The organism is Vibrio natriegens NBRC 15636 = ATCC 14048 = DSM 759, assembly GCF_035621455.1.
Classification (GTDB): Bacteria; Pseudomonadota; Gammaproteobacteria; order Enterobacterales; family Vibrionaceae; genus Vibrio; species Vibrio natriegens.
Map to the genome: position 1 here is coordinate 1,114,202 of NZ_CP141823.1, position 14,149 is coordinate 1,128,350.

Below are 14,149 nucleotides of genomic sequence, written 5' to 3' on the forward strand. Positions count from 1 at the left end.
GCCGATAGATCTACCCGCCATGCTTAGAAGCAGAACGAAAGGCGTTCGATCGTAACTTTACCCAGGCAGCCGTAAGACGATGAGTTAACGGGCTTGGATACCACTCTCATTAAAGGATGGACTCACAATGAAAAAACGTACCCAACTTAGTCTCGCCATGGCTTCTGTCGCTCTGACGTTTGGCGGAGCATCGGTGAGCGCAGCAGAATTAGAAATTACCGTAACCAACGCTACCAAAGGCATCTATTTTACTCCGCTCATTGTGGCCGCACATGGCGCTAATTTGCATATGTTCAGAGTGGGTGAAGCCGCGACGTCGGAGTTAGAAGCGATGGCTGAACAAGGCGACATTTCCGGTTTATCCAGCGTGATTGGTAACGCCGGAGGCACTGTATTAGAAAATCCGGCAGGTGGCTTCCTTAATCCGGGGACTGCAACCACGTTTACCTTTGACAGTGGCGATCATGGTTATCTTTCTCTCAGCGCAATGCTGTTGCCGACCAATGATGGATTTGTTGGTTTAGATAGCTGGGAAATTCCTACGGCAGCAGGTACTTATAAAGCAGCATTGAACAGCTACGATGCAGGCACCGAAGCCAATGACGAGTTAGTGGCAAGCATACCCAATCCGCCTTTTATTACTTTCGGAAGTGGCGGGACGGGTGTTGAAACTGTGGTCTCAAATGACAAAGTTCATGTACATCCGGGGAATTTGGGTGACAGTGATTCGCTCGGTGGTATGAGCGACCTAGACAGCAGCAGTCACCGTTGGTTAAACCCCGTAGCTACCATCACCATCGTAGTGAAGTAAGGGGGACGTATGAAATACAGAATCTTACTAGTGGCTGCGTCAGTCGCTCTACTCGCAGGTTGTAATAATGATGACAACGACGAGGTGACATCATTCCGATATACGGTAAATGTGGTGAACCTCACTGCAAATCAGCCTATGTCTCCACTGGCGGTACTTACTCATAATAGTGACTTCCGCTTATTTGAAATTGGTCAAAGTGCTTCGGTCGCCTTAGAACACTTAGCTGAAGGTGGCAGTAATGCCGAGTTGCTTGCGATGATGAACAGCGACAGCAATGTTTATCAGGGGGTATCGGGGAATGGATTGTTACTTCCGGGGGCTTCTGACGAAGTGACGATTACCCTTAACCCACATCGCTATGGTTTTTTGTCGGTGGCATCTATGTTGGTAAACACTAACGATGCCTTTGTTGGCGAGACCGGCTTGTCACTTAAATCGCTCGCGGTTGGGGACAGCTACGAAATGAACATGAACGTGTGGGATTCCGGAACCGAGCTCAATGATGAACTCGCTGCGACGATTCCAGGCCCAGCTGGTGGCGGAGAAGGTTTCAATGCAGAGCGCAATGACAACGCTGACATGGTCGCTTTCCATGCTGGCGTTATTAGCCACGATGATGGGCTGACGAATTCTACCTTGGCTGCGAATCACCGATTTCTAAACCCTGGCGCGAAGGTGACGATCACGCGAATAGAGTAAACAGAGCTTCCGGCGGCTAAGCTTAATTCTCTTTCTTTCTGCCGCCGGAGCCTTTTATTGAAAGAAAGCGTGCTTTGATCCGGTCATGTGCAGAATGAGGCTTCTCAAATAGGGAAAGTCATTCGCAGGGAAAGGATCATGGCGCAGCAATCTATTAACCCAGCAATCAATTTGGCAGCGAACATTTTGCTGATAGAAGACGATAATGATTTAGCCGAACTGGTTCAAATGCACCTTAAGTTTCAAGGGCATCATGTCACGCGAGTCGTTAGCATCGAAAAGGGTAAAGCTGAGTATCAGCGACAGACTTTTGAACTGGTGATCCTCGACAGGGGGCTACCAGATGGTGATGGTTTAGAACTTTGCCATTACTTGCGTCAGCAGCAAGATTGGACGCCAGTTTTGGTGCTGACTGCGAGAGACAGTGAAATGGACAAAGTCGATGGCTTAGAGGCAGATGTTGACGACTACATAACGAAACCCTTTAGTGTGCTGGAGTTTCAAGCTCGAGTGAGGAATGTATTACGCCGAGCAAATCAAACGACAGATAACAAGGCCAGAGAGACAGAGACCGAAGACGCTTTGAATTTTGGCGCGTTAAAGATTGTTCCGGCGTTGCATCAGGTTTCGCTCAACAATAAAGATGTTTCGCTGACGGCGATGGAATTCTCGTTGTTACAGTTTCTCGCGACGCGCCCCGGCAGGGTCTATAGCAAAGATGAACTGCTCGATCATGTCTGGAATACCAATCACGCCGGATATCATCACACGGTTTGTAGCACCATTAATCGCTTGCGCTCTAAGTTGATGATCTCGGATTCTGAGCATCATTTTATCCAGACAGTTTGGGGTGTGGGTTACAAATTTCAGTCGCACCAATGAGCCAGTTAGGAGGCGAAAGGATGAGCTTCAAATCTCGTTTGGTCGTATTTACCACGGTATGGTTTTGTTTGGCTGCGGCTGCCATTGCGCTGACTTATAACTGGCAGAAAGAGACCATCGAACTTCGCACTCAGCAGAGCTTACACAAAGAACTCGCCAGTCATATGCGCGATGATAATCCGTTAATGATTGGGACAGATTACAACCCAAAAGCACTAAAATCGATCTTCCATACTTTAATGTTGATTGGGCCCGACTTCGAAATCTATTTTCTTGATAGTCAGGGGAATATCACCACACATGCCGCTCCGGATGGGGCAAAGCTGTTGGAGTCGGTGGATCTTGCTCCGATCAAACAGTTTTTACGCGGTGATGCTTTCCCGATTTTAGGCGATGATCCGCGAAATAGTGAGCAACATAAAGTGTTTTCCGTCGCGGCGATTGAAGAGCTTGGCTCAACGGTAGGTTATCTTTATGTTGTGATCGGCAGCTCCCGTCACACAGCGATTGCTAACGCGCAAGTTGATACGCCTTATCTCGCACTCGCTGGGCTGGTATTACTCTCCATATTAGGCTTCGCTTTCGGTGCTTATATGTTGGTGAAGCACAGTCTTCTTAATCCTATCGAGCGAGTGACCGATCAATTGCAACAGCAGGCGGAACATGATTTTCGTCTGCATCCAGAGTTTACTCGTCAGGTTCCTGAGCTAATACCCGTGGCTCATTCTTACCAATTGATGGCAAAGCACATCCAGCAGCAATTCTTACACCTCGAATATCAATCTTCTCAACGTCGTCAAAGTCTTGTGCAATTAAGTCACGATTTAAAGACGCCGCTTTCAAGTGTATTGGGGTATTTAGAAACGTGGCGATTACAACATCCTGAATCGGACCCTTTGATTGATGTGGCTTTTCGAAATGGAGAAAAACTTTCCAGACAACTGCATGCATTACTCGAAGAGGCCAAAAAAGAAGCCACGCTACCGAGCTACGAATATCTTCCCGTAGATTTGGCTGAGTTGGTGACAGAGTGTGCTGAAACGATGCAAGGTCAATTTCAGAACAAGGAAGTGACGCTGAGTGTAGAGATGGAAGAGCAAATACAGGCCATTGGCGATAAAGGGCTGCTGGAAAGGATGCTGCTTAACTTGTTGGAAAACGCGTTACGCCATAGCCCGTCAGGGTCGACCGTCGTTTGTCGAATCAATCTCAGTGATGACAAAACAAGTGCCCATTTTACGCTTTCCAACCACATTGCGTCAGAGTCTCACCAAGGTTCATTAGGTATCGGAACGAAAATTGTGCAGTCCATCTTAATGTTGCATCACAGCTACTTAGAAACTGCTATGACAGCGTCACGATTTACCCAACGATTCACACTTCCCGCGGTATGAGAGAAGTGTGAATGAGTCAAGGGTTTGACTCGTTACTCAATTACTCCACAAACAATGCGGGCCCCACCACCACCGAGTTTCGCCGGTTGATCGGAATGGTTATCTCCACCTGCATGTATCATCAGGGCTCGGCCTTTCAAATCGGACAGCTTTAGGCGTGGTGCAACGACGGGTGAAACGGCATTCCCTTCCATATCCGCATACAAGGGAGGAAGGTCGCCAAGGTGGTTATCGTCTGTCCACGGATACCCATGTTTTCCGGTATTTTGTGGATCATAATGGCCGCCAGCTGCACCGCCTAAAACGGTTTTTCCGTCTTTTTCTGCACTTTCACAAGATGGGTTTACATGCACGTGAAAGCCATGCAGCCCTGCAGGGATACTGGTCAATTGAGGCGAAAATACAACGCCGTATTGACTTTCTGATAGCTCAACCGTACCAACGCTTTTGTTGGTATTGAGATCAGTCATGGTGATCGATTGAGCAATAGCGGCAGGTGCGATCATTCCAATCAATGTTACGGGTGCAGAAATCCGCAGTAATCCTTTTAACATGGTTTGCCCTTCCATATAACTATTCGGATGGTAGTAAGTTCAATGTGCGAGTGTCGGAAAGAGACACGCGTAGCGTCATGCTCTTCAAACAACTTTTGACGTGAACTGGGGAAAGTTCTAAAGCCAGAACCGTATATTCTGACCCTAATAAAATGTAGCACATCAGACATATTTGACATAAGAATCACCGTGATAAGCGGAGAGTCAACGTCAAACTTGTTCGAAACCATGAAGAAAAACAGATGTGTAGAACTAAATGCGAATGAACGAATCGGTTTTACTCGAGCGAATAAATTAAATTTTCCCTACTAAATCGCTCTAATTTAACTACTATTTTAATATGAGTTTGGGTGAATATAAATGGTAGTTTGGGTGTCTAATATGTCATCATTTTGTTAGAAAAATGGAATAAAGATCACTTAACAACGTTGAAAAAAATTCAAGTTTGGTTTGAATAAGTAATAATGTTTTAGTAACAAATAGTTACGTGTATTTAATTAACAATAAGATGGCTAATTTCGACAAGGAATGAAAAAGATGAGCAACAAGGAATCTACTCAGACTGATCGCAGCCGCCGTAATTTTCTGAAAGGAGCAACGGGTGCCGTTGTTGCCAGTGTGAGTGCATCTGCCTTCTCAGGCCTTGCACAAGCAGGTGAGCAGAAAATTAATTGGGGCAGCCAAGGTCTAGGTAGTAAAAACGATAGACAATTTTGGCGTAAAGTTCAAAAGCAGTTTGTTCTAGACAAAAAAACGACGTACATGAACATTGGCACGACAGGTTCTATGCCTAAGCATGTACTGGAAAACTACGCAGACAATAACAAGCTAGTAGCAACATACCCATGGGATATGCAAGGCAAGTTTGGTTCTTGGCCACAAGTTACCAATATGGCCGCGGAAATTGCTGCGGGCTTTGGTGCAGATGCGGAAGAGATCATTCTTAGTCGTAACACCACTGATGGCTTATGTACAATCATCAACGGACTGGATTTCGAAGAGGGTGACGTTATCCTCACAACGCACCATGAACATGCAGCAGCTCTTTCGCCTCTTCACGTGGCAGCAGAGCGTTTTAAAGCTGAGGTGATTCAAATTCAACTTCCGGTGTTTACTGGTACCGAAGAGGTCTCTGAAGAAGCTTATGTCGACGTGTTCAGTAAGGCGATTGAAGATAATCTCAACGCTGGTAAGAATGTCCGACTGATCGTTTTCTCTCATATCACTTACAAAACAGGTACGGCACTTCCAGCCAAGGCGATTTGTAAACTTGCGAATGAGAACAGCATCCCTACGATGATCGACGGTGCTCACACCATTGGTATGTTAAATCTCGACTTCCATGACATAGACTGTGACTTTTATGCAGGTTCTGGTCATAAATGGCAGTGTGGTGCTGGCGCGACTGGTATTTTATACGTAAGGAAAGGTGATCGTTTAAGCGAGTACTGGGAGCGGGAACTTGAAAACCCGCTTTGGTTGATTAACTCATCACTTGCTCATACTGGTATGTCCCAACAGACTCAGTTTCAGTACATTGGTAACGATAACTTCCCAGCGAAACAAGCGTTAACTGACAGCTGTAAAATGTGGGATGAGATTGGCCGAGATCGAATTGAAGAGCGTGTCCTTGGCTTAGGTAGTCTGTGTAAAGAGTTGCTTGCTGAAGCTTTACCACAAGCAAAGATCTTCTCACCAAACGTAGAGGGTTTAACCAGTGGTATCACGACGTTTAACCCACTTGCAGATGAGACGGACGGTGAAGCTCTCACGCTGTTCCGGGATCGCTTGCGCGAGGAGTATGGCTATATCATCCGTACAACGGATTTCAAGTTGAAGAAAGATGATTCACACAATACGTATGCGCTGCGTATCTCTACACACTTGTTCCATGATGAGCAAGATGTAGAAGGGTTAGTTCAAGCAATTACAGACTTGTACTACTCATTCTAAGATTGTTATTGATCACGTAAGCGTCCAGTTTTGGGCGCTTTGTGAAAAAGGTTAAGCACTATGTCAGTCAAGATACTTAAACGAACCATAGCCGCGATGGGGATAATAACGGCCACCGTTATGTCTTCTTCAGTTTGGTCAAGTGATCTCCAAGAGATCCGCGAGAGTGGAGTCCTGCGCCATATCGGTGTTCCTTATGCCAATTTTGTTTCTTATATCGAACAAGGTGAAATGGAAACACTCACCGGGTTTGATGTCGACATAGTGAGAGGATTTGCTCAGTCTTTGGGCGTGCGTTATGAATACGTGCCTGCTCAGTGGAGCAATATGATCGGCAAGCTCATTGGCCAACATGTTCATTACCAAGATAAACGAGCCGTTTTGGGTGAAACAACACCTATTGAAGGCGACTTGATTGCAAATGGTGTGACCATCCTCGACTGGAGAACTGAGGTTGTTGATTTTTCGAAGGACTACTTTCCTTCTGGTGTTTGGTTAGTATCCAGAACGGATTCGTCGCTGTCTCCAATTAAGCCAACTGGCTCCATTGATGAAGACATCGGCATAGTGAAAGATCTCATAGATGGTCGAGAGGTACTAGCCTTGGAACACTCATGTCTTGACCCCAATCTTTATGACTTGTATGACACTGGAGCAAAAGTGATTCTTCCTGATGGTCACCGCCTTCTCAACGAGATGGTGCCAGCAATTATGAAGAATGATGCGGAAAGCACTTTGTTAGATGTTGCAGATACTCTCATCGCGCTTGAAAAATGGCCTGGTGAAATAAAAGTGATCGGTCCAATATCAGAAAATCAAAAGATGGCGGTAGCATTCCGAAAAAATTCACCAGAATTACGCGAAGCCTTTGATCGTTATTTGGACGCGATTAAGGAAGATGGAACGTACGAAATGCTAGTGAAGAAATATTATCCATCGATCTACTACTTTTACAATGATTACTTCATAGAAGAAAGTAAGAAAAATTAATGAAAAAGGCTGTTAAAAAAATATCCAGCAGAAAAATAATAACAATAAGCGCAATATTAGTGTCGGTTTATTTGGCGATGCTTATTGTTGTTACCAGTCTCGGCCAAAATAAATTAAAAGAATCACAACATAGAGAGCTAGACTTAAAAGTAAAAAGTTATGCAAGTACACTTGATAACTTATTTACGATTGCAAGTGAAGACATTGAAAATTTATCCAGTGATAAGACCGTCCAAACATTTTTTGCCAATTTGGCGTCTGGTATGTCTATGGAGTATGGACTGGGTGCGAGCCTGATCAATCTGAAGCATCGTTTTGACAGTAAAATCGCCAGTAAAAAAATAAATAACAGCCATATTTATGACAAGTTAACGCTGGTGGGCGGTGATGGAACGATTATCATCTCTACAAATCCTCAGAAGTTACAGTCGGTTGATGTTCATAAACTGATGATCGATCATAATCATACAGAGGAAGTCTACGCGTCTGATGAGGGTGATGGCACACTCATTCAAGTGGTCAAAAAAGTACAGTTTTCAGGAAAACAAGTCGCTTTTATTGTTGCAGACATCAACACAAGTGTCGTGATTGAGCAATTAACCAATCAAGAGCACGAAGATAGCTATAGCCGAATGGTTCTCAATGTTAAAAACGTTGAGATGGTTGTTTGGGATTCAATAACAAAGAATTCTATAGATAATCAACACGAGAGTTCCGTAGAACCTAAAGAACTGACAAGTAAAATATATTTTGAAGTGCCAGTTGAACGCTATCACTTTAAATTGAGAGCCTGGTTTGAGCCTTTAAGTGAAAGTGATGTTCTTACCTCACGATTATTTATTATTGGCCTGAGTATTCTTGCTGTAATGATTGTTAGCGGTCTTTGTTACGCTTTCATCGCGAATAATAATAGAATTGAATTAAAAATAAAGCTTGAAGAAGAAAAAAAGCGTAAGGATATTCTTTCTAAACAAAACCAAAAGCTTACTAATGAAATAGAGCGTCGTATTGCTTCAGAAAAAGAGCTCGAATTCCAAGCGAAATATGACACCTTAACCAACTTGCCAAATCGTAGTTACGGTTCAGAGCGATTGGCGTTGGAATTGATCCGCGCTGCTCGTAGTGGCTCTAAAGTGTTGGTTATGTTTATCGATTTGGATCATTTTAAACAGATCAATGATTCCATGGGCCACTTTGTTGGTGATGAAATCCTTAAGCTTAGTGCGCAACGTTTACACGGTGTCGCGAGAAAAACCGACTTACTAGCCAGAATAGGCGGTGACGAATTTTTATTAGTGGTGCCTGACTTACCTGATGCTGACACGGCTAAACGTGTCGCATCTAGTGTACTCACTGCTTTTGATGCGCCGTTGATATGGAACAACCATGAGTTTTTCCTCACCAGTAGTATTGGGATGTCAGTGTTCCCTGATGATGGTGAAACTGCGGAGCAGTTATTGGCAAGTGCTGATATGGCAATGTATCGCGTTAAGCAAGATGGCCGAGATGCTTTCTGTTTTTATGACCAGAACATGAACCAGGATCTGCAACGCTATCTTGATTTGGAAAGCCGATTGCGCCACGCAATTTCTAATCAACTATTGGAATTGTATTACCAGCCTATTGTTGAGCTGAAAACAGGCGAGATTGTCGGTGCAGAAGCATTAATGCGCTGGAAAGATGAAAAATACGGATTTGTTAATCCTGAAGAGTTTATCTCCATCGCTGAGAAAAATGGATTGATTCACCAAGTGGGTGAGTTTGCCATCCAGCAAGCCTGTCTGCGAGCTGCGCAGTGGCAATCAATTACGCCTTTATTTATGTCGGTCAACTTCTCTAGTGTTCAGTTCCGTTATTGTGAAAAATTACTTGATTTGATAACTCAAAACTTAAGTGAATCGGGGCTCCCAGCCGATAAGTTTGATGTCGAAGTGACGGAAAGTTTACTGTTCAACCATGACCAAGAGTTATTGGACATGCTGAACAACTTGCGTTCATTGGGAACCAAACTGACCATTGATGATTTTGGTACGGGCTATTCGGCACTGAGTTACTTGCAGAAATTCCCATTTGATCGTCTGAAAATCGATCGAGCTTTCATGCAAAACGTGTTTGAAAATGAGTCGGATCAAGAACTGGTCAATGTAATTGTCGCGATGGCAAAAGCACTCAATCTCAAAATTGTTGCTGAAGGAATCGAAGAGCGCCGACATGTCGATTATCTCAACAACCTAAACTGTGAGTTTGGACAAGGTTTCTACTATAGCCGCCCAGTACCCGCAGAGGAGTTCGAAGCCTTACTAAAGCAACCAAGCTGGTTGTAAATCCTTTCAATACAATGTTATAGCTAAGCATTGATGATATTTGTGCCTCAAGTTCATCAATGCTTTTCCACCTCAAGGGATAATCCCTCTTCCTGCTTTGAATTACACTACAATTAATTGATAAGTGATCGCCGGTGACGCCCGTCACACAAAGGCTAAACCAAATTCAAAACGAGTGAAAACTCGCCAACGTAATCAAGAAGGAATTGCGAATGTCTTCTGCATTTTACCAACAGATTCAACAGCAAATTGAAGAAGTGAAGGCTGAAGGTCTTTACAAAGCAGAACGTATTATTACGTCTCAACAGCAAGCTGCTGTGAAAATCTCAACCGGTGAAGAAGTACTGAACTTCTGTGCAAATAACTACTTAGGCCTTGCTAACCACCCTGCACTGATTGAAGCAGGTAAAGTGGGTATGGATGAGCATGGTTTTGGTATGGCGTCAGTACGCTTCATTTGTGGTACTCAAGACATCCACAAAGAGCTAGAGCAGAAACTGTCTAAGTTCCTGGGTAAAGAAGACACGATTCTTTACACCTCTTGCTTTGACGCAAACGCAGGCCTATTTGAAACCATTCTTGGTAAAGAAGATGCCATCATTTCTGATGCACTAAACCATGCTTCTATCATTGATGGTGTTCGCCTGTGTAAAGCAATGCGCTTCCGTTACTCAAACAACAACATGGAAGAGCTAGAGCAACAACTGATTGCGGCAAAAGAAGCGGGTGCTCGCCACATTCTTATCGTAACGGATGGTGTGTTCTCGATGGACGGCGTGGTTGCGAACCTTCCAGCTATCTGTGACCTGGCGGAAAAATACGGCGCATTGACCATGGTTGATGACTCTCACGCGGTTGGCTTTATGGGTAAAACCGGTGCAGGCACGCACGAGCACCACAACGTGGTTGACCGTATCGACATCATCACTGGTACGCTTGGTAAAGCAATGGGCGGCGCTTCAGGCGGCTATACATCAGGTAAAGCAGAAGTGATCGACTGGCTACGTCAGCGTTCTCGTCCGTACCTATTCTCAAACTCGGTTGCACCAGCAATCGTAAATGCCTCTATCCGAGTTCTAGACCTGCTAGAAGAAAGTGGCGACCTACGTGACCGCCTGTGGGAAAACGCAGCGCATTTCCGTGCACGTATGGAAGCGGCTGGCTTCACGATGGGTGGTGCTGATCACGCAATCATCCCAATCATGCTTGGTGACGCGAAAGTTGCGGCTGAGTTCGCTGAGCGTGCACTAGAAAAAGGCATCTACGTAATCGGCTTCTCATTCCCTGTTGTACCAAAAGGTCAGGCGCGTATCCGCACTCAAATGTCAGCGGCGCACTCTCGCGAGCAATTGGATCGTGCGATCGACGCGTTCATCCAGGTTGGTAAGGACATGGGCATTATTTAAGTTTTAGTATCTCTCGTGTTTCACGTGGGTTTATGACAAAGGCTTGCCCAAATCTCCGTTGGAGAAGGCTCATTGGGTTAAGCCTTTTCACCCACGCTGTTGAGTGATAATGAAAGTTATAGAGAATTTTTTGTTGCGCACTGAGCGGAGCAATATTTGGTGAATACTATGAAAATTAAAGCATTATCAAAGCTAAAGCCTGAAGAAGGCATCTGGATGACTGAGGTGGAAAAACCTGAGGTTGGCCATAACGACATTCTGATCAAAATTAAGAAAACGGCTATCTGTGGTACAGACGTACACATCTACAACTGGGATGAATGGTCACAAAAAACCATTCCAGTACCTATGGTTGTGGGCCACGAGTACGTGGGTGAAGTTGTTGCGATTGGTCAGGAAGTTCGTGGCTTTGAAATTGGTGATCGCGTATCTGGCGAAGGTCACATTACTTGTGGTCACTGTCGTAACTGTCGTGGTGGTCGTACACACCTTTGTCGCAATACCATCGGTGTAGGTGTAAACCGTGAAGGTGCATTTGCAGAATACTTGGTTATCCCAGCGTTCAACGCGTTTAAGATCCCAGATGAGATTTCTGACGATCTAGCATCGATCTTCGACCCGTTTGGTAACGCAGTACACACCGCACTTTCTTTCGACCTAGTTGGTGAAGATGTGCTGATCACGGGTGCTGGTCCAATCGGCATCATGGCAGCTGCAGTTGCAAAACACGTTGGTGCGCGTCACGTAGTCATCACAGACGTCAACGAGTACCGTCTGGAACTTGCTCGTAAGATGGGTGTCACTCGCGCAGTAAACGTAGCAGAAGAGAAGCTAGAAGATGTAATGGCAGAGTTGAACATGACAGAAGGCTTCGATGTTGGCCTTGAAATGTCTGGCAACCCTGCTGCGTTCAACTCAATGCTGACAACCATGAACCACGGCGGTCGTATTGCTCTGCTAGGTATTCCACCATCAGACATGGGTATCGACTGGAACCAAGTGATCTTCAAAGGTCTGGTTATCAAAGGTATCTACGGACGTGAGATGTTCGAAACTTGGTACAAGATGGCAAGCCTGATCCAATCGGGTCTGGATCTGTCGCCAATCATCACACACCACTACAAGATTGATGACTTCCAAGAAGGCTTCGACGTTATGCGTAGCGGTCAGTCTGGCAAAGTTATCCTTGATTGGGAATAACCATTCTAAGTAAGAAAAACGCTCCGAAAGGGGCGTTTTTTGTTTTAGGGAACATGAATAACCAGTAAACGTCTGGAATTAATCCCCCAAAGTCCTAACTAAGTAGAGTTTTGCTTAGCAGATCGAACGACAGGTTACCTCCAATGCTTTTCTTCTAGCTCTTTTTGAGCTTTGTCTAGCAAAGCCATTAGCCTGTCCGCATCTTTGTATTTCCCTGCGATGATGGCACTACGTAATTCGACCTGTAGAGCCTTTAATTTATCTAAGCCAGTTGGAGATTTCACAAGACGACGTAAACCTTCAGCTTGATCCATAGAACTGATGTTATTGTTCATTTAAGCTCCCACTTCGATGGAGAACTATATCTCCTTGAGTTTGATGAGAAAAAACCTCTGCTGAACAATTTATACACTCATATTTGAAGTATTTTTTCCGGAATACTTTTTCTATGAATGTCCGGCGTATTCGATTAAACACCGTACTCTTCTTACACGAAGGGCACATCCCATAAAGTTGCATATAAATTAGCCTACTGACGAACGGACAAAAAATTTATTCATACCCACCTGGGTATGAAACTTAGTTATATGCATGAGATTACTTCGAGTTTTTGTTTTTTGGTGTGATGTGCACCCCATAATTCAATGTTAAATAGGTGGTTAGATAAAGTTGGCAGCGGTAGGTTGATGGTGGATTTCTGCTGGATTTTTACACAGGTTAGCCTAAATATTTTCTGCAATTTCTTGTCTATTGCCTATATTGAGCTAATGGTTACTTATAGTTTTATTTGTTTTTATTAATTGGCTTACTTTTAATTCAATATAAAACTTTAAAACAAAATGGCTCTTGTAATGGTGATAACAAGTAAGTCATCCATAGTTCACCAAAGATGAAGATTGAGAATATGAGTACAGGAATAGTTAAGTGGTTCAATGGAGATAAAGGATTTGGCTTTATTACACCGGATGATGGCAGTAAAGATTTATTCGTCCACCATTCGGAAATTAAAATGAGTGGTTATAAGTCGCTGGCGGATGGCCAGAAAGTAGAATACGAAGTAGGGCAAGGGCAAAAAGGTCCGTGTGCGACTAATGTTAAGCCTCTATAACTGAGTATTGAAGAGTAAGCAGGCTCATTAAGTGTCGCTATGAGTCTGCTTTTAGTGTTTTTTAAGCATAAGTCAGGTTAAAACCCTCGGCTTTTCCAGAACTGTCCTTCGTCACGAGCAACAACGTTGAATGTTTTTTCAGCGATTGTCTTACCTTGCATTTCTAGCGTCATTCGCCATTCACCTAAGTTGCTTTCTAATCCGTTAATCGGACACAGTAGCTGAATGGTATCGCCAAGATAGAAGTGCCAATCATTACTTCGTACATACACTTCTCCATCAAAAGGCGCGAGTACTTTACCCTTTTTATTGATAATGCCCGGATGATGGATGCAAAACTGTAAAAGCTGTCCTTTCGCTTTCTTAATATTGACGGTAAAGCCAAATTCAACCCCTTCATCGGCAGTAACCGTTTGGGTGAACGCTTTAATTTGAGGCAACTCTTTGGCTTTTGCATCCCAGAGGGAATAAATACCGTAGGATGTCATTTCTATAACTGGAGTACGTTTTGCCACTCATTGGTTCTCGCTCATGAATAATGCCGCGATTCTACCAAATACCTGCAGGGCTTCAAGCAAGGGCCTGTATCCCCACAAAAACAGACCACAATATGGTGAGGTTGTGTCTGAATTACTCGACGTCATTCTAAGCCTGATGTGATGGATGAGAAGACATCGATGCTTGTCTTTTTGTGACTTTCTGTGAAACAGAAGCTGGTGGGAGAACTATCAATTACATAACAAGAGGTCTTGCTCCCAAAGTTTATTTGCAATCATAGTTTTCGGACTATTCCGACAGGATCTTCTGAGATTAGTATAGCGAGGT

13 protein-coding genes are annotated in these 14,149 nt (G+C 44.2%); 10 read left to right on the forward strand and 3 right to left on the reverse strand.

All coding sequences use genetic code 11. The features are described 5' to 3' along the window. Window positions 1-127: 127 nt before the first annotated feature. The 4 genes from VER99_RS19420 (at window position 128) to VER99_RS19435 (ending at window position 3,789) form a co-directional block, all read left to right on the forward strand. A complete protein-coding gene (locus VER99_RS19420; protein ID WP_014234955.1) occupies window positions 128-811 on the forward strand; it encodes a spondin domain-containing protein in 684 nt (227 codons plus the stop codon). Window positions 812-820: 9 nt separating this feature from the next. Further along, the gene (locus VER99_RS19425; protein ID WP_020333449.1) at window positions 821-1,513 is read left to right on the forward strand and encodes a spondin domain-containing protein; all 693 of its coding nucleotides are present in this window, start codon (window positions 821-823) and stop codon (window positions 1,511-1,513) included. A gap of 138 nt (window positions 1,514-1,651) precedes the next feature. Then, window positions 1,652-2,395, forward strand: a complete 744-nt coding sequence (locus VER99_RS19430) for a response regulator transcription factor (protein ID WP_020333447.1) — start codon at window positions 1,652-1,654, stop codon at window positions 2,393-2,395. Between the two features lie 20 nt (window positions 2,396-2,415). Continuing rightward, a complete protein-coding gene (locus VER99_RS19435; protein ID WP_020333446.1) occupies window positions 2,416-3,789 on the forward strand; it encodes a sensor histidine kinase in 1,374 nt (457 codons plus the stop codon). 32 nt (window positions 3,790-3,821) lie between these two features. Here the strand turns inward: VER99_RS19435 and sodC are convergent, their stop codons facing one another. Then, on the reverse strand, window positions 3,822-4,295 hold the full coding sequence (gene sodC, locus VER99_RS19440) for a superoxide dismutase family protein (protein WP_029791299.1): 474 nt from the start codon (window positions 4,293-4,295) through the stop codon (window positions 3,822-3,824). A gap of 585 nt (window positions 4,296-4,880) precedes the next feature. On the opposite strand from sodC, the gene VER99_RS19445 reads away from it, so the two are divergent. From VER99_RS19445 to tdh, 5 genes are all read left to right on the forward strand, one after another. After that, entirely contained in the window at window positions 4,881-6,296 is a 1,416-nt protein-coding gene (locus tag VER99_RS19445) for an aminotransferase class V-fold PLP-dependent enzyme (protein ID WP_020333444.1), read from the forward strand. 60 nt (window positions 6,297-6,356) lie between these two features. Continuing rightward, window positions 6,357-7,286 carry a transporter substrate-binding domain-containing protein gene (locus tag VER99_RS19450; protein ID WP_020333443.1) on the forward strand — a complete coding sequence of 310 codons (930 nt, stop codon included), beginning with the start codon at window positions 6,357-6,359 and terminating at the stop codon, window positions 7,284-7,286. After that, window positions 7,286-9,610 (forward strand): putative bifunctional diguanylate cyclase/phosphodiesterase, encoded by a 2,325-nt coding sequence (locus VER99_RS19455; protein WP_020333442.1) that lies wholly within the window; start codon window positions 7,286-7,288, stop codon window positions 9,608-9,610. The genes VER99_RS19450 and VER99_RS19455 overlap by 1 nt, the downstream gene beginning before the upstream one ends. Before the next feature lie 212 nt (window positions 9,611-9,822). After that, window positions 9,823-11,016: a glycine C-acetyltransferase gene (locus VER99_RS19460; RefSeq protein ID WP_020333441.1), complete on the forward strand. Its 1,194-nt coding sequence runs from the start codon at window positions 9,823-9,825 to the stop codon at window positions 11,014-11,016. A gap of 168 nt (window positions 11,017-11,184) precedes the next feature. Then, window positions 11,185-12,216 carry an L-threonine 3-dehydrogenase gene (tdh, locus tag VER99_RS19465; RefSeq protein WP_014234946.1) on the forward strand — a complete coding sequence of 344 codons (1,032 nt, stop codon included), beginning with the start codon at window positions 11,185-11,187 and terminating at the stop codon, window positions 12,214-12,216. Window positions 12,217-12,350: 134 nt separating this feature from the next. Here tdh and VER99_RS19470 read toward each other — a convergent pair whose 3' ends face one another. Next, window positions 12,351-12,551, reverse strand: coding sequence for a hypothetical protein (locus tag VER99_RS19470; protein WP_020333440.1), 201 nt, complete (start codon window positions 12,549-12,551; stop codon window positions 12,351-12,353). A gap of 560 nt (window positions 12,552-13,111) precedes the next feature. On the opposite strand from VER99_RS19470, the gene VER99_RS19475 reads away from it, so the two are divergent. Beyond that, window positions 13,112-13,324, forward strand: a complete 213-nt coding sequence (locus VER99_RS19475) for a cold-shock protein (RefSeq protein ID WP_425315146.1) — start codon at window positions 13,112-13,114, stop codon at window positions 13,322-13,324. A gap of 77 nt (window positions 13,325-13,401) precedes the next feature. Here the strand turns inward: VER99_RS19475 and VER99_RS19480 are convergent, their stop codons facing one another. Further along, complete coding sequence (locus tag VER99_RS19480) at window positions 13,402-13,839, reverse strand: DUF3859 domain-containing protein (RefSeq protein WP_024372648.1); 438 nt, start codon at window positions 13,837-13,839, stop codon at window positions 13,402-13,404. Between the last annotated feature and the right edge of the window lie 310 nt (window positions 13,840-14,149).